At 58.4% G+C, this 21,515-nt stretch carries 13 protein-coding genes; 2 read left to right on the top strand and 11 right to left on the bottom strand.

Features of this window, described 5'->3' with window-relative positions; genetic code table 11:
• Positions 1-7: 7 nt before the first annotated feature.
• Complete coding sequence (locus tag SK50_RS16915; RefSeq protein WP_032104609.1) at positions 8-781, top strand: ABC transporter ATP-binding protein; 774 nt, start codon at positions 8-10, stop codon at positions 779-781.
• Between the two features lie 69 nt (positions 782-850).
• Here SK50_RS16915 and yegS read toward each other — a convergent pair whose 3' ends face one another.
• From yegS to yegD, 10 genes are all read right to left on the bottom strand, one after another.
• Positions 851-1,750, bottom strand: a complete 900-nt coding sequence (yegS, locus tag SK50_RS16910; protein ID WP_015572360.1) for a lipid kinase YegS — start codon at positions 1,748-1,750, stop codon at positions 851-853.
• Positions 1,751-1,998: 248 nt separating this feature from the next.
• Complete coding sequence (gene yegQ, locus SK50_RS16905) at positions 1,999-3,360, bottom strand: prephenate-dependent tRNA uridine(34) hydroxylase TrhP (RefSeq protein ID WP_017383261.1); 1,362 nt, start codon at positions 3,358-3,360, stop codon at positions 1,999-2,001.
• Between the two features lie 151 nt (positions 3,361-3,511).
• Positions 3,512-4,450 (bottom strand): hypothetical protein, encoded by a 939-nt coding sequence (locus SK50_RS16900; protein WP_015572363.1) that lies wholly within the window; start codon positions 4,448-4,450, stop codon positions 3,512-3,514.
• 149 nt (positions 4,451-4,599) lie between these two features.
• Entirely contained in the window at positions 4,600-5,322 is a 723-nt protein-coding gene (baeR, locus tag SK50_RS16895) for an envelope stress response regulator BaeR (RefSeq protein ID WP_015572364.1), read from the bottom strand.
• Positions 5,319-6,722 carry an envelope stress sensor histidine kinase BaeS gene (gene baeS / locus SK50_RS16890; protein WP_015572365.1) on the bottom strand — a complete coding sequence of 468 codons (1,404 nt, stop codon included), beginning with the start codon at positions 6,720-6,722 and terminating at the stop codon, positions 5,319-5,321. The genes baeR and baeS overlap by 4 nt, the downstream gene beginning before the upstream one ends.
• A complete protein-coding gene (locus SK50_RS16885) occupies positions 6,719-8,134 on the bottom strand; it encodes an MFS transporter (protein ID WP_048229739.1) in 1,416 nt (471 codons plus the stop codon). Before SK50_RS16885 ends, baeS begins: the two co-directional genes overlap by 4 nt.
• On the bottom strand, positions 8,135-11,212 hold the full coding sequence (mdtC, locus tag SK50_RS16880) for a multidrug efflux RND transporter permease subunit MdtC (RefSeq protein WP_048229738.1): 3,078 nt from the start codon (positions 11,210-11,212) through the stop codon (positions 8,135-8,137).
• A complete protein-coding gene (locus tag SK50_RS16875; protein WP_048229736.1) occupies positions 11,213-14,335 on the bottom strand; it encodes an MdtB/MuxB family multidrug efflux RND transporter permease subunit in 3,123 nt (1,040 codons plus the stop codon).
• The gene (locus SK50_RS16870) at positions 14,335-15,537 is read right to left on the bottom strand and encodes an MdtA/MuxA family multidrug efflux RND transporter periplasmic adaptor subunit (RefSeq protein ID WP_045344340.1); all 1,203 of its coding nucleotides are present in this window, start codon (positions 15,535-15,537) and stop codon (positions 14,335-14,337) included. Before SK50_RS16870 ends, SK50_RS16875 begins: the two co-directional genes overlap by 1 nt.
• Positions 15,538-15,753: 216 nt before the next feature.
• Positions 15,754-17,106 (bottom strand): molecular chaperone, encoded by a 1,353-nt coding sequence (gene yegD / locus SK50_RS16865; protein WP_045344341.1) that lies wholly within the window; start codon positions 17,104-17,106, stop codon positions 15,754-15,756.
• Between the two features lie 130 nt (positions 17,107-17,236).
• On the opposite strand from yegD, the gene alkA reads away from it, so the two are divergent.
• A complete protein-coding gene (alkA, locus tag SK50_RS16860; protein WP_045344342.1) occupies positions 17,237-18,109 on the top strand; it encodes a DNA-3-methyladenine glycosylase 2 in 873 nt (290 codons plus the stop codon).
• Here alkA and SK50_RS16855 read toward each other — a convergent pair.
• Complete coding sequence (locus tag SK50_RS16855) at positions 18,074-21,403, bottom strand: diguanylate cyclase (protein ID WP_048229734.1); 3,330 nt, start codon at positions 21,401-21,403, stop codon at positions 18,074-18,076. The two genes, alkA and SK50_RS16855, sit on opposite strands and share 36 nt — an antisense overlap.
• Between the last annotated feature and the right edge of the window lie 112 nt (positions 21,404-21,515).

Below are 21,515 nucleotides of genomic sequence, written 5' to 3'. Positions count from 1 at the left end.
AGCAGAGATGATCGAGATACAACACCTTAACCTGACGTTTGGCGAGGGCGAGAAGCGTAATCAGGTGCTGGACGATGTGAATATCAGCGTGAGGGACGGCGAGATTTACGGCCTGGTGGGGGAGTCCGGTTCGGGCAAAACCACGGTGCTGAAATGCCTTGCCGGGCTGTTTACCCACTGGGAGGGCGAGCTGGCGATTAACGGCAAGCGGCTGGAAAAACGTATCAGCCAGGAACGCTGCCGCCGGGTGCAGATGGTATTTCAGGATCCGTACGGCTCTTTGCATCCGCGTCACACCATCGGCGATATTCTGGAAGAGCCGCTGCACATTCACCGCATAAAAGATCGGGAGCGGCGCGTTCACGCCCTGCTGGATAAAGTTGGGCTTAGCCGGGCGTTTCGCGATCGCTATCCGCACCAGCTTTCCGGCGGGCAGCGCCAGCGCGTGGCGATTGCCAGGGCGCTGATTCTGGAGCCGCAGGTGCTGCTGCTGGATGAACCTACCTCGGCGCTGGACGTCTCGGTGCAGGCGGAAATCCTCAACCTGCTGGCGGAACTTCAGCGTGAGTCGAACCTGACCTACCTGATGGTGACCCACGATCTGGGCGTGATTGCCCATCTGTGTCAGAAGGTGGCGGTAATGCAGTATGGCAAAATCCTTGAAAGCCTGACGGTGGACGAACTGGTCGCCGGGCAGGCCAAAACCGACTATACGCGGATGCTGGTCAATGCCTCACAGCAGTATTCCCGCGAGATGGCGCGGGAGGTGGCGGTGTATTAGGTAGCCGGGTGGCGGCTACGCGATCGGTCCTGTAGGCCGGGTAAGGCGTAGCCGCCACCCGGCAAACCATCAGCGCAAGAGCTGACAATCCGGCGGTAATCGGCACTGCAACGCGCCCGGAACCACTTCGATGCGGAATTTCTCTCCGCTCAGCGGTTCGCCATCAAGGTTAAAGGTCATGCCGTGTGGGGCGATCACTTCAAACCACGCGGATTTCCCGGCGATAATATTGGGGCTCTCCTCTGGCTGCGTCAGCGTCGTAAACAGCGCGGGCAGCAGCCCGTCGCCAGTAAAAATGCGCAGCTGTAGCTGACCATCATTAATCAGGGCTTCCGGGCAAAGCTGCTGTCCGCCGCCTGCCTGACGTCCGTTGCCGATACCAATCACCAGCGCGTCGCCCTGCCAGTGGAAGTTCTCACCGTGGATTTCACAGCTGTCGGGCTTGAGGGTGTCCATGCGCATCAGGCCGTGAATGAGGTACGAGACGCCGCCCAGCGCGGCTTTCAGCTTCTCCGGCGTTTCGCTGGTGATCCGCGTGCCGAAACCGCCCGTTGCCATGTTGATAAAACAGGTTCTTTCATTCACCTGTGCAATGTCGACGGCGGTCGCTTTCCCGAGGATAGCCAGTTGCAGTGCTTTGCCTAAATCCTCAGGTATGCCGGCGCTGGTGGCAAAATCATTGGCGGTACCGAGCGGTAAAATGCCCATCACCGGGCGATGTGCTGTGTTGAGGTCAATAAGCGCACCAGCGATCTCGTTGATTGTTCCGTCGCCGCCGCCTGAAATGATGGTCTCAGCACCTAACCTGATGCCTTCGTCGATATAGCGTGCCGCATCGCCTTTTTCAAAGGTCACCCGCACGTGAATGCGCGCGCCATCTTCACGCAATTCGGTGATCGCCTGGCGCAACAGATCGTTGCCTGCACTTTTGCCATTGAGAATTAATAAACTGTCTGGATAGGATGCCATCCGGGTTGCTCCCTTTTTTAACTATAGAAAGAGTGTATCCCAGAGAAGGAAAAAGCGGGTAAGAACAGGATGAAAGGTAAAAAATAAGCCCGCGTAAGGGAGATTACGCAGGCTAAGGAGGTGGTTCCTGGTACAGCTAGCATTTATGGGTTATGTTTTTCAGCGGGGGGATAATACCCGTATTGAACGAAGCGGTATGTGATCCGATTCTAAGAATTATCCCAGCGTGAAAAAATCCCGTTGATTGACTATTTGCCGTGTGGATTTCGGGTATTTTCACCTTCAAAATTACGCATCAGCAGTGCAAACTCCAGCTCTACCTCTTCAGGAACCGGCAGCCAGACCACATGGCCGTCGCCAGGAGCGACCTCTATCGCCTCACCTTTTTTGTTTTCCAGGTGCTCCAGGCGGAAGTTCATGTTGCCCTGAGGCGTCATCAGCTCCAGGCTGTCGCCTTTAGTGAATTTGTTTTTTACGGCGACGGCGGCCAGCGGACCTTTACGTTCGCCGGTGAAGTCGCCTACAAACTGCTGGCGTTCGGAAATCGAGTAGCCATGCTCGTAGTTCTGGTAGTCGTCGTGGGTGTGACGACGCAGGAAACCTTCGGTATAGCCGCGATGCGCCAGACCTTCCAGCGTTTCCAGCAGGCTAGTGTCGAACGGTTTACCGGCGGCGGCATCGTCGATGGCTTTGCGATACACCTGTGCGGTACGGGCGCAGTAGTAGTAAGACTTGGTGCGGCCTTCGATTTTCAGGGAGTGTACGCCCATCTGGGTTAAACGCTCGACGTGTGCGATGGCGCGCAGATCTTTGGAGTTCATGATGTAGGTGCCATGCTCGTCTTCGAAGGCGGTCATGTATTCGCCCGGACGTTTGGCTTCTTCGATCATAAACACGCTGTCGGTAGGCGCGCCGATACCCAGCGTTGGCTCAACGTTGGTGACCGGGATCGGCTCGTGTTTGTGCACGATATTGCCGATGTCATCTTCTTTGCCTTCCTGAACGTTATATTCCCAGCGGCAGGCGTTGGTGCAGGTGCCCTGGTTCGGGTCACGCTTGTTGATGTAGCCAGAGAGCAGGCAGCGGCCGGAGTAGGCCATGCACAGCGCGCCGTGAACGAAGATTTCGATCTCCATATCCGGCACCTGGGTGCGGATCTCTTCGATCTCTTCGAGGGACAGCTCGCGGGACAGAATGACGCGGGTCAGCCCCATCTGTTTCCAGAATTTCACCGTTGCCCAGTTGACGGCGTTAGCCTGCACCGAGAGGTGAATGTCCATCTCCGGGAAGTTCTCCCGAACCAGCATGATTAAACCCGGGTCCGACATGATCAGCGCGTCCGGCCCCATCTCCACGACCGGCTTCAGGTCGCGAATGAACGTTTTCAGCTTGGCGTTGTGCGGCGCGATGTTCACCACCACGTAGAATTTTTTGCCCAGGGCATGCGCTTCATTGATGCCGAGCTGAAGATTCTCGTGGTTGAATTCGTTGTTACGCACGCGCAGCGAGTAGCGCGGCTGGCCCGCGTAAACGGCGTCGGCACCATAGGCGAAAGCGTAACGCATATTTTGCAGCGTTCCCGCCGGGGAAAGGAGTTCCGGTTTAAACATGTTTGTTCTCGTTCTGATGACAGGTCAGATCCGCGTGCACCTGGTGCAGCGGTAAGGGGAGATCCCCCACTTTAAGGGCGGGCATTGTAGCGCTGCGGGGCGGGGAGGTAAAGCGCCTCACCCCTTTCAGATGACATAATACTTCGTATCTTTAAACCATTAGCGATATGACATACAAACACAAATATATTAAAGCAAGTAGAATAATACCGGCGATAAGAATGAAACCAATGGCATTCATCGTAGCCGTTCCAGAATACTTGACTGTCCAGATGGCAACTGTTCGAATGTTATGCAGTATTTTTGTGATCATATAGCTGATGAAAACAATAAGCAGCGTCAATTGCGTAAACATGGAAAGGTAAAACATGATAGCCTGCGGAATGAAGTAGTTAGATATTGCCCCTTTTGAGGTAAAGATAATCATGGTTTCGTTATCGATGAAATCCAGTGAAGACCGTATCACTTCCAGCGGGTTCCATGTCATTACAGGTCTGTCTTCAAAATACAGGCCTTGCTGGATATAGAGGTCCTCAATCGAAGCATTTTTAAGATGGGTGACGATAAGTGTAAATGAGAGCATAACGCCCAGAACAATTGAAGAAAAATAAACGATCGATTTTACAGACGAAAACCCTTTCGATAGACCTGCGTTAATGTAAGCTCTGATAAGATAAATTGACATCACATCAAGCAGTAAAGAGTACCAAAAGCCAAAATGAATAAAGTCATGTAATGCAACTTTAATGGTCAATGGCAGATGTTGAGGAATGATGTGCTCAGGATTTCTAAAAGTCAGCACCCAGAGATACCAAACTACAAATAAGATACTGGAATATAAAATCAATAAAAACGGTATGGTAATTAATTGCCTTTTTGAGAATGCATGATTACCGAATGCCAGGAAAAAAGCGCTTACCCATTGCTCGGAAAACTTGGTTATTCTGTTTTTTTTAGGTATGAGGAGTTCTATTTTTTGTATTGCTTTTGTTTTCATTTTTTTATTATAAGCAAATAACCCCAAGAAAAGGCTGGCAACGCTTATAGCTGTGGTGATGATAATGAATAAATTACCAATAACATTTTGCATTTCTTGAAGCCGTAATATTGTGATTTATTTCGTTTTTAACATCAAACATTACAATTTGCAATTGTCAAATCAGGTAGGGGTGTTGTTAGAAAGTGAATGTTATGAAGAACGATGATTACCTGGGCAGGTAATCATCGTTAAAGCAAATATTAAGCAATCCTGCACGCATCCGCTTCCCATCGATAACCCACGCCGTACACCGCGCGAATAAACGACTGGTCGGCGTCGAGCGCCTCCAGCTTGCGGCGCAGGTTTTTGATGTGGCTGTCGATGGTGCGGTCGGTCACCACGCGGTAATCGTCATACAGATGGTTGAGCAGCTGCTCGCGGGAAAACACTTTTCCCGGCTCGTGGGAGAGCGTTTTCAGCAGGCGGAACTCCGCTGGGGTAAGATCCAATAGTTTGCTGCGCCAGCTCGCCTGGAAGCGGCTTTCGTCGACAATCAGCGGGCTTTGCGCATCCAGCACCTGCAATTCACGCTGTGGCTTACAGCGGCGGAGGATGGTTTTCACCCTAGCGACCACCTCCCGCGGGCTGTAAGGCTTGCAGATGTAATCGTCGGCGCCGATTTCGAGCCCCAGCAGACGGTCGATCTCTTCGATTTTGGCCGTCACCATCACGATGGGAACATCGGAGAAACGACGAATTTCCCGGCACAGGGTCAGGCCGTCGGTACCCGGCAGCATCAGATCCAGCAGGATCAGATCCGGCGGCGTCTGGCGCACGTAGGGCAGCACCTGGTCGCCGTGGCTGATAAGCGTTGGCGCGTAACTTGCGGCACGCAAATAGTCGATCAGCAGTTGCCCAAGTTTAGGCTCGTCTTCCACGATCAAAATACGCGGTGTGTTGTCGTCAATCGGTAACTCGGTCATGCTTCCCTCGATAAATCCCGTTCCAGAGGTAACTCTACTGTAATGCTAACCCCGCCAAAAGGCGAATGGGCGGCGCGGATGGTGCCGCCGTGGGCCTCCACAATGTTAACGCAAATCGCCAGCCCAAGGCCGGAACCGCCGCTGGCGCGGTTGCGTGAACCTTCGGTGCGATAGAAGCGCTCGAACAGTTTTTCCAGCTGCGCATCTTTCACGCCAGGGGCGGAGTCCGCAAAGGTCAGGGCAAAGCGCCCGTTTTCCTGCCTGCCGGAGATATGCAGCGCGCCGCCGCCGTCGGTGTAGCGGAGGCTGTTCTCCAGCAGATTATTGAACAGCTGCATCAGGCGATCTCTGTCGCCAAATACCACCGCGCTGTCCGGCAGCGAAAGGTTAATTTTCAGGTCACGGCTGGCGAAGCGCTCGCGGAATGCGCCGGTCACAACTTCAAGGATATTGATCACGTCGACTGGGGCTTTCTGGTAGGCCAGGGCGCCTTCGTCGGACATGGAAAGCTGATGCAGATCGTCCACCAGCTTGGTCAGCGTGCCGACTTCCGCCTGAAGCGAGGCCACGGACTCGGGGGTGAACTGCCGCACGCCGTCCTGAATCGCCTCCAGCTCGCCGCGCAGCACCGCCAGCGGGGTGCGCAGCTCGTGCGAAATGTCGGCCATAAAATCGCGGCGCATCTGCTGGTTTTTTTCCAGCGTGCTGGCGAGCTGGTTGAAGTCCTGCGCCAGCTTGCCCAGTTCATCCTGGCTGCGGGTGTCCACGCGGGTCGAGAAATCACCCGCCGCCAGCTTGTGCGTGCCTTCCACCAGGCGCTTAACCGGCGCCAGCAGGCCGCGCGCCAGCGGGAAGGTGGCGAGCGCCGCAAGCAGGGTAGAAAGCGCGACAATCAGCCAGCTGGTCTGACGCTGCTGGCGGTCAAAGTTGATGTCGGTGTTGCGCGTCAGCCGCTCGACCGGCGAGGCGATAACCCAGCCCACCGTGGCGCCGTTCGAGGTGATGGCGCGCTTTGTACCGTCCGGCGGTACCGGAGAGCGTGGGCCAACGAGCACGCGCATCTCCTGATCTATCACCCAGAACTGGGTGCGCCAGCCGTGCGGCGGCATGCCCGGCCCCGGGCGGTCGTCGTCATTATCGTGCTCCAGCGATCGCAGGATTTGAAACACAAAGCGATCGTTATTGCGCAGAAAACGCCAGTTACCGTGCAGGCTATACTGTTCGCCCAGCGCGTCGCTTAAGCCCTGTAGTCGCTGTTCGTTACCGTGCTTAATGTAGTCAATAAAGCCGCGCTCAAAGCTGACCCGCACCGCCCAGTGCATGGTAATCAGCAGGACGATACAGGTGGCGAAAATCGCCACAAAAAGCTTACCGGTGATCCCCGGACGCCAGAATTTCATGGTGCACTCCTTTTGCCGCGTCGGATCACGACGTTTTTGGTCGTGTCATTCGGTACTCTGGCAAAGATAAAAGCGGGCAGGGCGATAATTACCGCCATGCTGAGGTAAGTGTATAAAAAGACCTGATGCGCGACGGGGGTGTCGGCGCTGAGATGGTGCTGCCCGTACATGCCGAGCAGCAATCCGGCGACCGTGACCCCCACGCTCATGGAGAGCTGCATGATCATCGACAGCAGGCTGTTACCGCTGCTCGCCAGCTCGTCCGGCAGATCTTTTAGCGTCAGGGTGTTCATCGACGAGAAGCGCATGGAGTTGATGATCCCCTGGCAGAACAGCACCAGCGGCAGGATGTAGTACCAGCCCAGCAGCGCCACGGCCATAAACAGCAGACAAACCAACGCCAGCCCGATCGTGGCGGTCACCAGCACCCGGCGATAGCCAAAGCGGTTCACCACCTGCACCACAATACGCTTCATCCCCATGCTGCCGAGCACCATCGGGATCATCATCAGCCCGGCGTGGAACGGCGAGAAGCCCATCCCAATCTGTAAAAACACCGGCGTCATAAACGGCAACATGCCGCTGCCGATGCGTCCGGCAAAGCTGCCGAACAGACCAAGACGGTAGGTGGGATTCCTGAACAGATTCAGGCTGAACAGCGCGTTAGCGTTGCCTCTGGCATGCCACAGATACCAGAGAATCGCGGTGATCCCCAGCACCACCAGCAGGGCGAGCGACAGGGAGGAGATCCCCAGCCCTTTTTGCCCGTCGAGGGCCAGGGTGAGCGTCGCCATGCCAGCCGCCAGCAGGATAAAGCCAACGAAATCAAAGCGCCGGGTCTGCATTTTATAGTTCGGCATCAGCGTCAGGGTGGCAATCGTGCCGATAATACCGACCGGCAGGTTGATCAGGAAGATCCAGTGCCAGGAGGCATACTCCACCAGAATACCGCCCAGCGCCGGGCCAAGCAGCGGGCCGACCTGGCCGGGCAAGGTGACGAAGGTCATCGCCGCCATATACTGCGCGCGCGGAACAATTTTCATCACCGTTAACCGCCCGACGGGCACCATCATCGCGCCGCCGACGCCCTGTAGCACGCGCGCCATCACCAGCTGGTCAAGGGTATTGGCCTGGGCGCAAAACAGCGACCCGGTGGTAAACAGCACAATGGCGGTGAAGAAGATGTTTCTCACACCGACTTTATCCGCCAGCCAGCCGCTGGCGGGCAGCATCACGGCGACCGTCAGCACGTAGGCGACAATCACCATATGCATGTGCAGCGGGCTCTCCCCCAGGCTTTTCGCCATCGAGGGAAGGGCGGTGTTCACGATGGTCGTGTCCAGCGACTGCATAAAGAAGCCGAACGCGACGATCCACAATTGCCAGCGAACGTTACTGGGTAGGTCGGTCATTTACTCGGTCACCGTGGTTCTCTTTTTACGCGAAAAACGCAGCCGCAGTCGGTCAAAGAACAGATAGACTACCGGCGTGGTGTAGAGCGTCAGCAGCTGGCTCATCACCAGGCCGCCGACAATCGTGATCCCCAGCGGCTGGCGCAGTTCAGAGCCGTCACCGCCGGATATAACCAGCGGTAGCGCACCGAATAGCGCGGCCAGCGTGGTCATCATGATCGGGCGAAAACGCAGCAGACAGGCCTGGAATATCGCCTCGTCCGGCGTCAGGTTGCCGTTACGCTGGGCGTCCAGGGCAAAGTCGACCATCATAATCGCGTTTTTCTTCACAATACCTATTAATAGCATGATCCCGATGAGCGCGATTAGGCTGAACGGGGCACCGAACAGCTCCAGCGCCAGCAGCGCCCCCACGCCCGCAGAAGGCAGCGTGGAGAGAATGGTCAACGGGTGCACATAGCTTTCGTACAGCACGCCCAGCACGATATAAACGGTGGCAATAGCCGCCAGAATCAAAATGACCTGCGAGTTCATGGTGTCCTGGAACACCTGCGCCGTACCGGCAAAGCTGCCGCGCACGGAGGAGGGCACCCCGAGCTGGGTCATGGCGCGGTTGATGGCGTCGCTGGCCTCAGACAGCGACGAGCCGGTTGGCAGGTTAAACGACACGGTCGAGGCGGCGGAAAGCCCCTGGTGGTTCACCGATATCGGCGCGTTCGACGGCTGCCAGCTGGCGAAGTACGACAGCGGGATCGCCTTGCCGTCATTATTGATCACAAACATCTTGTCCAGCGCGCTGATGTCCTGGGTGTAGCGCGGATCAACTTCCATCACCACCTTGTACTGGTTCATCGGCTGATAGATGGTGGAGACTTCACGCTGCCCGAAGGCGTTGTTAAGCAGGCTGTTGGCCGCTTCAACGTTAATGCCCAGGCGGGACATGGTTTCGCGATCGTAGGTGAGCGCCATCTCCGCGCCGTTATTCTGGCTGTCGGAGTTCACGTCCGCCAGCTGCGGCAGCGCGGCCAGCGCTTTACGGATCTTAGGCTCCCACTCGCGCAGGGCGGCTAAGTCATCTGAGAGAAGGGTGTACTGATAGCTGGCGTTAGCCTGTCGTCCGCCGACGCGGATATCCTGAACGGCCATCAAAAACAGATTTGCCCCCGGCTCTTTGGCAAGCTTCAGCCGCAGGCGGTCAATGATCTGCTGCGCCGTTTCGTGACGTTCACCGCGCGGCTTAAGGGTAATAAACATCATCCCGCTGTTAACGCGTGAGCCGCCGGTAAAGCCGGTGACGTTATCCACGGCCGGATCTTCCCGGATGATTTTCATAAAGTCTTGCAGTTTGCCCCGCATCGCCTGGAACGAAATACTCTGGTCCGCCTGAATACCGCCCATCAGCACGCCGGTATCCTGCTCCGGGAAGAAGGTTTTCGGGATGGTGATATACATCCAGACGTTGAGCACAATGGTGCCGATCAGCACCAGCCCGACAAGACGCGTGTGGTTCAGCACCCATTTCAGCGATTTGCCATAGCCTGACTGCATCGCCATCAGGACGCGGCCAAAGCCTTTCCTGCGCGGCTGCGAGTGAGGTTGGCTGCGCTTTAGCATCCAGCCGCACATCATCGGCGTCAGCGTCAGCGAAATCACCAGGGAGATACCGATGGCGACGGAAAGCGTGACGGCAAATTCGCGCAGCAGTCGCCCCGGCAGGCCGCCCATCAGCAGCAGCGGCAGGAACACCGCCACCAGCGACAGGCTCATGGACAGGACCGTGAATCCCACTTCGCGCGTCCCCTGAAGCGCCGCCTGGAGCGGCTTCATGCCCGCTTCCAGATGGCGCGAGATATTCTCCAGCACCACGATGGCGTCATCCACCACAAACCCGGTGGCAATCGTCAGCGCCATCAGCGACAGGTTGTTAAGACTAAAGCCGCACAGGTACATGGCGGCAAAGGTGCCTATCAGCGATACCGGAACCGCCACCGCCGGGATCAGCGTGGCGCGCCCCGAGCGCAGGAACAGGAACACCACCAGGATCACCAACGCGACGGAGATAATCAGCGTTTGCTCTACCTCCTCAAGCGAGGCGCGAATGGTAGGGGAGCGGTCCTGCGCAATCTGGAGGTCGATGGCCGCCGGAATCGTTTCCTGAAGCTCCGGCAGGCGCGCGCGGATGCTGTTCACCGTCTGGATGATGTTGGCTTCCGGCAGTTTGCGGATCATCAGCAAAATCGCCGGTTTGGCGTTAGTCATCCCGGCGTTACGCACGTCCTGCACCGAATCGGTGACGCTGGCGACGTCGCTCAGGCGCACCTCCGCACCGTTGTTGTAGTGAATAATCAACGGCTGATACTCGGCGGCGGTTTTCAGCTCGTCGTTGGTCTGGATCTGCCAGCGGTGGCTGTTGTCCTCAATCGCGCCCTGCGGCTTACGCACGTTGGCGTTGCTGATGGCGGAACGCACGTCGTCCAGCGACACGCCCTGGTTAAACAGCGCCTGGGGATTCAGCCCCACGCGCACGGCGGGCAGGGAGCTGCCGCCGACGTCCACGTCGCCCACGCCGTCAATCTGGGCGATGGTTTGCGCCAGCTGGGTGGAGGCAAAATCGTACAGCTCGCCCTGGGAGTAGGTCTCTGACGTGAGCGTCAGGATCATGATCGGCGCGTCGGACGGGTTAGCCTTGCGGTAGGTTGGACGGCTCGGCATGCCGCTTGGCAGCAGGCTTTGGGCGGCGTTTATCGCGGCCTGCACGTCACGCGCCGCGCCGTTGATGTCCCGGTCGAAGTTAAATTCCAGAATGATGCGCGTGCTGCCCAGCGAACTGCTGGAGGTCATCTCGTTAACCCCGGCAATTCGCCCAAGCGAGCGCTCAAGCGGCGTCGCCACCGATGACGCCATGGTTTCCGGCGAGGCACCCGGCAGCGAGGCGCTGACCATGATCACCGGGAAATCGACCTGCGGCAGCGGGGCCACCGGCAGCAGCCGGAAGCCCAGCACGCCGCACAGGGTAATAGCGACGGAGAGTAAAATCGTCGCCACCGGACGGTAAATGAAGAGGGCGAAAAACTTCACTTACGCCTCCTCTTCACGTTTCGGGAAGCGGTTTTTCGTCCACAGGGCCAGACGGTCAAACAGCAGGTAGATAACCGGCGTGGTAAACAGCGTCAGCACCTGGCTCACCAGCAGGCCGCCCACCATCCCGATGCCCAGCGGACGGCGCAGTTCGGCCCCCACGCCGGTGCTCAGCATCAGCGGCAGCGCGCCCAGCAGGGCGGCGAGGGTGGTCATCAGGATCGGACGAAAACGCAGCAGACAGGCCTGGTAAATGGCCTCGCGCGGCGCCATACCCTGCTCGCGCTCGGCGGCCAGCGCAAAGTCGATCATCATGATGGCGTTTTTCTTCACAATGCCGATAAGCAGGATGATGCCGATGATCGCAATGACGTCCAGCTCGCTCCCCGCCAGCATCAGCGCCAGCAGCGTCCCCACGCCCGCCGTCGGCAGGGTGGAGAGGATGGTGATTGGGTGGATAAAGCTTTCATACAGCACGCCAAGCACGATATACATCGCCACCACCGCCGCGACAATCAGCCAGACGGTGCTGCCCAGCGCGGCCTGGAACGCCAGCGTACTGCCCTGGAACTGGGTCTGAATATCGGACGGGAAGCTGAGTTCTTTCTCCGCGCCCAGAATGGCCTCCACCGCTTCGCCCAGGGAATACCCGTCCGGCACGTTGAACGAAATGGTGGTGGACGGGAACTGATCGAGATGGTTAATCGACAGCGGGGTGTGACGCTCTTCCACGCTGGCAATGGCGCTGAGCGGCACAATCCCGCCGTCTTTGCTGGTCAGGCGCACCGTGTCCAGCGCGGCCAGCCCGGGCGTGTTTTCGGTGTTATGTTCCAGCACCACGCGATACTGGTTGGCCTGGGTATAGATGGTGGAGATCAGGCGCTGGCCAAAGGCGTTATACAGGGCGTTATCCACGTCGGACATGGTAATGCCCAGACGGCTGGCGGTGTCGCGGTTGACGTTCACGTACGCCGCCAGCCCTTTATCCTGCCAGTCGCTGCTGACGTCAGAAACCTGCGGCAGTGCTTTCAGCTTGTCCACCAGCTGCGGCACCCAGGTGCTGAGTGCCTCAAGCGAGGTGGCCTGGAGCGTAAACTGGTACTGCGTGCGGCTCACCTGCGTATCAATGGTTAAATCCTGGATCGGTTGCAGATACAGCTCAATGCCCGGCACGCGCGCCACCGCGCTTTGCAGGCGTTCAATCACCGCGTTAACGCGATCGTCGCGGTCATCGAGCGGTTTAAGGTTAATTTGCAGGCGCGCGCTGTTGAGCGACGGGTTGGTGCCGTCCACGCCCACGTAGGCAGTCAGGCTTTCCACGGCCGGATCTTTCATGATGATCTCAGAAACCTGCTGCTGGCGCTGCGCCATGTTGGCGAAGGAGACCGTCTGCGGCGCCTGAAGCGTGCCCTGAATAATGCCTTTGTCCTGAATCGGGAAGAAGCCTTTCGGAATGAAAATCCACAGCATGACGCTGAGCGCCAGGGTGCCGAGCGCCACGCCGAGCGTTGCCCACGGATGGTTCAGCACTTTCGCCAGCACGCGGCCGTAGGCGGCGATAATGCGCTCGAACATCCGCTCGGAGGCGCGCGAGAAGCGGTTTTGCTTGCGCAGGGACTCGTGGCTCAGCATGCGGGCGCACATCATCGGCGTCAGCGTCAGCGACACCACGGCAGAGATCAGAATGGCGACCGCCAGCGTCACGGCAAACTCGCGGAACAGCCGCCCGACGATATCGCCCATAAACAGCAGCGGGATCAGCACCGCAATCAGCGAGAAGGTGAGTGAGATAATGGTAAAGCCAATCTCCCCCGCGCCCTTCAGCGCGGCGGCTAACGGCTTTTCACCTTTTTCGATATAGCGCGAGATGTTCTCGATTACCACGATGGCGTCGTCCACCACAAACCCGGTGGCGATGGTGAGCGCCATCAGCGTCAGGTTGTTAATCGAGAAGTCGAGGAACACCATCACCGCGAACGTGCCGACCAGCGAGAGCGGCACGGCGACGGCGGGAATGATGGTTGCCGGGACGTTGCGCAGGAACAGGTAGATGATCATCACCACCAGCGCAATCGCCAGCATCAGCTCGAACTGGGTGTCGGTCACTGACGCGCGAATATTCGTGGTGCGGTCAGAGAGCACTTTCACGCTGACCGATTTTGGCAGGCTTTCCACCAGCTGCGGCAGCATGGTGCGAATGCTGTCGGCGGTATCAATAATGTTCGCGCCCGGCTGGCGCTGAACGTTCATGACAATCGCCTGCTGCTTATTGGCCCACGCCCCGAGCCAGCTGTTTTCCGCGCCTTGTTCAACGGTTGCCACGTCGCCCAAACGGATCGGCGCGCCGTTCTGGTAGGCAATGATCAGCTGACGGTACTCATCGGCGGACTGCATCTGGTCGTTGGCGGAGAGCGTGACCGCGCGTGTCGGGCCGTCCAGCGAACCCTTCGCTGAGTTGACGTTGGCGCTGCTGATGGCGGTGCGAATGGTTTCGCTGGTTAACCCCAGCGCGGCAATGGCCAGGGCATTCAGTTTGACGCGCACGGCGGGGCGTTGACCGCCCGCCAGCGTCACCAGCCCCACGCCGGTCACCTGCGAAATCTTCTGCGCCACGCGGGTTTCAACCATGTCTTCCACCTGGGTCATCGGCATGGCGGAGGAGGTGACGGCAAGGGTCATGATCGGCGGGTCCGCCGGGTTGACCTTGCTGTAAACCGGTGGATTCGGCAGGTCAGACGGCAGCAGGTTTGTGGCGGCGTTAATCGCGGCCTGCACCTCCTGCTCAGCGACGTCCAGCGACAGCGTGAGCTGGAACTGAAGCGTGACGACCGAAGCGCCACCGGAGCTCTGGGACGACATTTGCTTCAGGCCAGACATCTGGCCAAACTGACGCTCCAGCGGGGCGGTGATGGCGGACGTCACCACATCCGGACTGGCGCCCGGATAGAGGGTGACAACCTGAATGGTCGGGTAGTCCACTTCCGGCAGCGCCGACACGGGCAGAAAACGGTAGCCAATGATCCCGGCCAGCAGGATCGCCACCATCAACAGGGTCGTCGCAACCGGACGTAAAATAAACAGGCGTGAGGGCCCACCTGTAGAGCTCGGCGGCATCACCTGCATCAGGCTTTTGCTCCTGTATCCTGCGCTTCCACCACTTCGACCTGCGCCCCTTCGGTCAGCCGGTCAATACCGTCGGTGACGACGCGGTCGCCAGCGGACAGCCCGGCGCTGATCACCACCGTCTGGCTGTCCTGGATGCCGGTTTTCACCAGGTGTTTGCTGACCTTGTTTTCGCTGTTCAGCACCCAGACAAAGTTGCCTTCACTGCCCATTTGCAGGGCCGCCGTCGGGATCACCACCGCGTTTTCTTCGGTCGCGACCAGCATTCGCGCGTTGACGAACTGATTCGGGAACAGGGCATCGTCCTGATTGTTGAAGCGTGCTTTTAGCTTAATGGTGCCGGTGGTGGTGTCGATCTGGTTATCCAGGCTCAACAGCGAACCTTCGCTCAGCTTCTGCTTGTTGGTGCGATCCCAGGCTTCAACCACCAGCGCTTTTCCGGCCTTCTGCGCCTGTATCACCGTCGCAATGTCGCTTTCCGGCAGGGTAAAGACGAGATCGATAGGGTGCGTCTGGGTGATCACCACGATGCCCGTGGTATCGCCGCTGGAGATTTGGTTCCCGATATCAACCTGTTTCAGGCCCACGCGGCCGTCAATCGGCGCGGTGATCCGGCTCCAGTCGAGCTGGAGCTGGGCGCTGGCGACCGCGGCTTCGTCGGCCTTGATGGTGCCCTGAGATTCACTGACCAGAGACTGCTGGGTGTCCAGCTCCTGGCGCGACACGAGGTTGGTTTTTACCAGCTGCTGATAGCGGGTTAAATCGCGGCGGGCATTGGCGAGGGTAGCTTTGTCTTTCGCGAGCTGCCCCTGCGCCTGCGCCAGGGCCACCTTAAACTGGCTTGGATCGATTTCCGCCAGCAGATCGCCGGCTTTTACCTGCTGACCTTCCTGGAAATGGATGGCCATCAACTGACCGTCCACGCGGCTACGTACCGTCACGGTGTTGGCGGCGGTGATGGTTCCCAGCCCGGAGAGATAACGAGGCACCGCTTTATTCACCGCCGTTGCCGCCTGCACCGGTGCCAGCGCACCGCCGCGCATACCGTGGCGCCCGCCGCCCGTTGAGCGTTGTGAGGGGCTATTAGCGCCAGCAGGTGCCGTGGAGTTCGCGGACTGGCTGTGCCAGTACCAGGCGGCGGCCAGGACCACCACAATCAGACCAACGGCGATTGCCCAGCGGGATTTGTTACTGCCTTTCATCGTTATACGTTCTCATCCTGAAACTCTTTCGGGGAATGATACTAGTTTAGTCAGCTAACACAGCGGAAAAATGGAGGAAATATGGAAGACTGTCGGGAATTGTCTGAGTGTGGCGCCGCGGTTTCGCCTTCGCCGGGTGGCGCTGCGCTTACCCGGCCTATGGTTGGAGGATCTTGTAGGCCGGGTAAGGCGAAGCCGCCACCCGGCACAACCCCATTAGCTAAACACCACCTGCGCCCAGCGCGCCAGCCCTGCCGTAACGGAGCCAAAGTCATCGCCGCCGGCAATCGGGATCCCCGGCAGCTGTTCCGCCAGCGCTTTCTTGATCAGCGGCGAACGGGCGCTACCGCCAGTCAGGTAAATTACGTCCGGCTTCACGTTGCCGTTCTCAAGCGCTAACTGCACCTGCTCCAGAATACGCTGAAGCGGCTGAGTGAGCGCCATTTCCAGCCCTTCCTGAGTGATAGCCGTAGCCAGATCGTCACTGATAAACGGCAGCGAAACCGCATGCTCTGGACGATCGGAAAGGGCAATTTTGCTCTCTTCGGCGGTGCGCACCACGCGGTAGCTCAGGCGCTGACGCCACACCTTATACAGCAGCGCGACCTTCTCTGCATCCTGCGCATCACGCACCAGATCGTTGAGGAAACGGCCATTCGCGGTGCTGTAAAAATCACTCTGGGCAGGGACGTCGTTGATGGCAATCGCGTTCCACCACGGCAGGATCGGCAGGGCGATGCCTTTCTCGGTTTGACCGCCCATGCCGAGCAGCGGCATCAGGCTCTTGAAGGCCAGGGCAATATCAAGATCGTTACCGCCCACGCGGCAGCCGCTGTGCCCCAGCAGACTGTTTTCACGATCGCGACGGTGATGCCACTGGGGACCCATCAACAGTAATGAACAGTCCGTCGTACCGCCGCCGATGTCCACCACCAGCACCCGTTTCTCTTCCGTCAGCGTGGCTTCAAAATCCAGCCCCGCCGCAACCGGCTCATACTGGAACACCACGTCACGGAAGCCTGCCCGGTGCGCTGCACGCTCAAGGATCCCCTGCGCCTGCTGGTTGGCTTCGTCGCCGCCCAGCCCCTGAAAGTTAATCGGACGGCCAATCACCGCCTGGGTGATGGCATCCGGCACCTGGGACTGCGCCTGATTGCGGATGTGCAGCATCATCGCGCAGACCAGATCTTCAAACATCGCCACCTGCTGCGGCTTCAGGCCGCTGGCGCCGAGGAAGGATTTCGGCGATTTAACGAAGTAGACCTCTTCCGGGTCTTCAATGTACTGCCCGAGGGAAGAGAGGCCGAACTGCACGCTGGACGAGGTAACGTCGATATCTTCCTCGCGGTTAAAGCTGACCGCACGGCGCAGCAGCGCCTGGGTCTCCGCCGCCGTGGCCGGAACCTGATGGTGGCGGAACAGCCACTCGCTCACCGCTTCACGCGTGGGCGCACAAAGCATTGACGGCAACAGCGTACTGCCGTTTTCCATTTTCAGGAGCTGCGGTTGTCCGTTTTGCATTATCGCAACCGAGCAGTTTGCGGTGCCGTAGTCGAATCCAATAAACACAATAAATCCCCATGCCGGTGAGAAGGGGCGAGACTTTAGCGAAATGTCTGCCAGGCGACAACAGGAATATGAAAGCAAGGCGCAAGGCGATCTTTCGGTTTATGCTGAGGTAAATACAAAAGGAGAGACGATGTACACCCTGAACTGGCAACCGCCCTACGACTGGTCGTGGATGTTTGGCTTTCTTGCCGCGCGTGCGGTCACGGGGGTTGAGACCGTTACGGAGGATTACTACGAGCGCAGTTTTGGCTATGCCGGGCACCAGGGCGTTTTCCGGGTTACGCCAGACAGCGCAACCCCTACGCTGGCGGTGTCGCTCAGCCCTGGCCTGATCCCGGTGGCGGATATCTGCCTCGACCGCATCGCCCGCCTGTTTGACCTCGATTGCGACCCGCTGCGCATTGCGCAGACTCTCGGCGAGCTCGGCGCGGCGCGGCCGGGGTTACGTTTGCCGGGCGCGATGGATGCCTACGAGCAGGGCGTGCGCGCCATTCTCGGGCAACTGGTGAGCGTGGCGATGGCGGCAAAACTGGCGTCACGGGTGGTGGCGCTGTGCGGTGAACCCATTGAGGATACGCCGGGCTATCTCTGCTTTCCTCCGCCAGAGGTGCTGGCCGCGGCAGATCCGCTGGCGTTGAAAGCCCTCGGGATGCCGCTCAGGCGTGCGGAGTCGTTGATTCATCTGGCGCAGTCGGTGGTGGACGGTGAATTCCCGCTGTTCCCGCCTGCGAACGTTGAGGCCGGGATGAAGGCGCTACAGCAGCGCCCCGGCATCGGGCGCTGGACCGCGAATTATCTGGCCCTGCGCGGCTGGCAGGCGAAGGATGTTTTCCTGCCGGATGACTATCTGATTAAACAGCGCTTTGCAGGTATGACGCCCGCGCAGATCCGTCGCTATGCCGAGCGCTGGCAGCCGTGGCGCTCGTATGCGCTGTTACATATCTGGTACACCGACGGCTGGTCGCCGTCAGTTGATGGCGAAATAGCTGGTATTCAGCAGTAGATCGAGCGGCTGCGCTTCCCCGATGGTGTCGCCGTAAATGAAGTCAACGCCGATACCCGATAGCGTATCCATCATGATCGACTGATGGCATGGCCCGGCAATGGTTTTTATGCCCAGACGCTGGGCGTGGCCCTGAATGATTGTCACCATCATCTCATCCATCAGATTGCCGTGGACGTTGGTCACCACGTCTGCATCCAGCAGCAGATAATCAGCGGTATTGGCGCTGAGCTGGCTGAAGACGTTCATATCGCGTCCGACCCGGGTCTGCACCACGCGACAGCCAGCCTGACGAAGCTTTTGCAGACCCTGCTGCACGTTTTCATCCGTATTGCTCAGCACATCAGCGGCGATCGCCAGATGCAGCAGCCGCGCCGGCAGCGGACCTCTGGTGATCAGGTCGAGCAGCTCATCCACCAGCGTGACGCTGGCTAAACCCGCTTCTGAGAGCGGCAGCGCGACGCCCATTCCTTTGGCCGCCACCTGTGCGGCATAGGTACGGAAAAATTCGCTGAATATCCGTCGGTCCAGGGCGTGCAGCAGCTCCGGCTCCGCCAGCCCGGCGCGGAAGGCATGCTCTTCCAGCACTTCTCCCTGGCTGGTCCACAGCCGCAAGGAAATGAGCCAGAAGCTACTGCTCTCGGGAATGCGCGGCGAGGCGACGCTGCGGGCGATCATCAGCAGATGGTTATCTTTAATCATGTGCCACTGCTCATCCAGCGACATCATGCTGCGCGCGCTGTGGATCCGCTCCTGCTGGGGTTCGTAGACGGTGACCACGCCGCGCCCGCTGTTTTTCGAGGCGTAGCAGGCGATATCGGCCTGAGACATCACTTCCGCAGCCTGGTAATTGGTGTCGTCAATCAGCGTAATCCCCGCGCTGGCGCCAATGCGGTGCAGGCGTCCTTCCCAGGAAAAATGATAGTTGTTGATGGCGTCGATCAACCGGCCCGCAATATAGCGTGCGCTTTCGACGTTGCAGTCCGGCAGCAGCAGGCCAAACTCGTCGCCGCCCAGACGCGCCAGCACGTCGCTGGAGCGCAGCATGGTCAGCATCAGCGAAGAGAGTTCGCGCAGGAGAGCGTCGCCCGCCGCGTGGCCTGCCGTATCGTTCACCGCCTTAAAACGGTCAAGATCGATAAAGACCAGCGCGTGACGCTGATGGGTCTCCTGTACCGTCTGCAACAGGCGCTTAAGATGGTTTTCAAAGCTGACGCGGTTCGCCAGGTGGGTAAGGGCGTCATGGGAAGCGCTGTAGCTCAGCTGGCGCAGCATTTTGCGCGACTCGGTGACGTCCTGAATCACCAGCACCGAGCCGATGGTGTGTCCTTCCAGAGTGCTGAGGGGGGTTATGCTGTAATGAATGTCGAAACTGCCGCCATTGCGGCAGTTAAGCACCACATCCTGTTCGATATCGGTACGGGACATATCGCCGCTGTGGATGTTTTCCATTAACGGACCGTTCTCGCCGAAGGTAATGTGCAGCACCTTCAGAACGGGCTGACCCAGCGCTTCGCTTTGCGACCAGCCGCTCATCTTCTCGGCGACCGGGTTCATAAAGGTGATGTTCATGTCGATGTCGGTACACAGCACCGCTTCGCCGATAGAGTCGAGGGTGATATGCAGGCGCTCTTTTTCCTGGAACAGCGCCTCGTTCAGCTGCTTCACCTCGGTCATATCCATGTTGATCCCTAACAGCCGCTCCACTTCGCCCTGTTTGTTCAGCACCCGGTTCGCCAGCGAACGAATGTGGCGAATGCCATCCTTGACGCGAATGCGAAATTCCAGCTTGAAAGGTACCCTGGCCTGGAGTGACTCACGCAGGACCTGTTCGGCGTGCGTACGATCTTCAGGCACCATGGCCGCATGCCAGAGCTGCCAGGTGGGTTTAATGTGCGGGGGGATCTCGTACAGCTCAAACATCCGTTTATCCCAGCTGATCACGTCCGGCTCGAGATCCCACTCCCAAATTCCGATGCCACCGGCTTCGTTAGCGAGAGTGATACGCTCCATCAGACGCTTATTCACCCACTCGGTCTGTTTCAGATCGTTGATGTCTTCAATCTGGGCAATAAAGTAGAGCGGCGTGCCGTCGGCATGGCGCACAACGGAGACGGCCAGCAGCGCCCACACCACCTCGCCGCTGCGGGTGTAGTAGCGTTTTTCGAGGGTGTAGGTGTTGATCTCGCCGTGAATCAGCTGTTGCAACTGCTCCAGGTCGGTATTTAAATCTTCCGGCCAGGTTAACTGCTGGAACGTGAGCGACTGAAGCTCAGACTGGCTGTAACCGAGGAAATTACACAGCGCCTTGTTGGCCTGGAGCCACTGGCCCTCAATGCCCACCAGCGCCATACCAATCGCGGAATACTCCATCGCATTGCGAAAACGTTCTTCGCTTTCCGTAATATGTTTACGCTCGGCCCTGAAGGCATACATCACCATCGTCATAATGTTGGCGGGGAGCAGCATCATCAGGAAGGGGAGCCACGGCGCGTTGAAGGTGACGATCATGGTGGAGGGCGTCATGGAGAGCGGATTTCGCGCCATCATCAGGGACACCATCATGATGGTGAATAAAAATATCAGGAACGCTTCCATACGCGGCAGACGGACCGCGCTCCACATCAGTAGAACGATAATGCAGGTGAATGGCCACGGCAGCCAGGTGATTGCCGTCCAGCTAAGAACCAGCGTGACGACCAGGGTCACCAGCGTTTCCAGCAGCAGTTTCGGGTTGCGGTGGCGCAGCAGGTAATGCGGCTTAAACAGCAGACCTAACGGCACCAGCGCCAGTGCGCCAATGGCTTCTGAAAGTACCCAGACAAGGAAATTACGCAGCGGCTCCGCGCTCGGCACCAGAAAATGAACCAGAACGCCCCCCACCAGCGGCGGCACCAGGGCACTGCCGAGGGCAAGCCGGACCCAGTCGTTGAGGTTTTGCAGCGGGTTATACCAGGGGAGCAGCTTACGCAGTAACAGCGCGCCAACCGTGGCCTCAATGATATTGATCGCCGTGTAGGTGATGTTGATCGATGCCCATGAGAAGAGCATCCACGAGGCAAAAATATTGCCAAAGGAGCAGGCGAGCGCAATGCCGGGCCACATTTTTCCCGCATGGCGGTAAAACGCCACCATCATAATTGAAGTCGGGAACCATAGTGGCGCCAGCAGCGTACCGAAGCGAGTCAGCTCGAGGGAAAATAAGGTGAAGATGAACGTGACCAGACCCAGACAGACAAGCCGCAGTAAAGGATGTGGGGTAGTAACCAAAACCCGCTGGTATTGTTTATTCATTACCGCTCTATCCAGGGACGCCATGTTGTCAGGAGCCAGGTCCGGACGCGTGAAATTAATAATTTGGTTTATGCTAGTACAAACATTTTACAATTCATATGCTGAGTGGTCA

The organism is Enterobacter sp. BWH64, assembly GCF_001037645.1.
Taxonomy (GTDB): domain Bacteria; phylum Pseudomonadota; class Gammaproteobacteria; order Enterobacterales; family Enterobacteriaceae; genus Enterobacter; species Enterobacter hormaechei_C.
This window is presented reverse-complemented; position numbering and strand designations above follow the sequence as displayed.

Excerpts from the sequence above, each read along its gene's own strand:
- SK50_RS16915 (WP_032104609.1), top strand. The coding sequence starts at position 8 with ATGATCGAGATACAACACCTTAACCTGACGTTTGGCGAGGGCGAGAAG.
- yegS (WP_015572360.1), bottom strand. The coding sequence starts at position 1,750 with ATGGCATCCTATCCAGACAGTTTATTAATTCTCAATGGCAAAAGTGCA.
- yegQ (WP_017383261.1), bottom strand. The coding sequence starts at position 3,360 with ATGTTTAAACCGGAACTCCTTTCCCCGGCGGGAACGCTGCAAAATATG.
- SK50_RS16900 (WP_015572363.1), bottom strand. The coding sequence starts at position 4,450 with ATGCAAAATGTTATTGGTAATTTATTCATTATCATCACCACAGCTATA.
- baeR (WP_015572364.1), bottom strand. The coding sequence starts at position 5,322 with ATGACCGAGTTACCGATTGACGACAACACACCGCGTATTTTGATCGTG.
- baeS (WP_015572365.1), bottom strand. The coding sequence starts at position 6,722 with ATGAAATTCTGGCGTCCGGGGATCACCGGTAAGCTTTTTGTGGCGATT.
- SK50_RS16885 (WP_048229739.1), bottom strand. The coding sequence starts at position 8,134 with ATGACCGACCTACCCAGTAACGTTCGCTGGCAATTGTGGATCGTCGCG.
- SK50_RS16875 (WP_048229736.1), bottom strand. The coding sequence starts at position 14,335 with ATGCAGGTGATGCCGCCGAGCTCTACAGGTGGGCCCTCACGCCTGTTT.
- SK50_RS16870 (WP_045344340.1), bottom strand. The coding sequence starts at position 15,537 with ATGAAAGGCAGTAACAAATCCCGCTGGGCAATCGCCGTTGGTCTGATT.
- alkA (WP_045344342.1), top strand. The coding sequence starts at position 17,237 with ATGTACACCCTGAACTGGCAACCGCCCTACGACTGGTCGTGGATGTTT.
- SK50_RS16855 (WP_048229734.1), bottom strand. The coding sequence starts at position 21,403 with ATGAATAAACAATACCAGCGGGTTTTGGTTACTACCCCACATCCTTTA.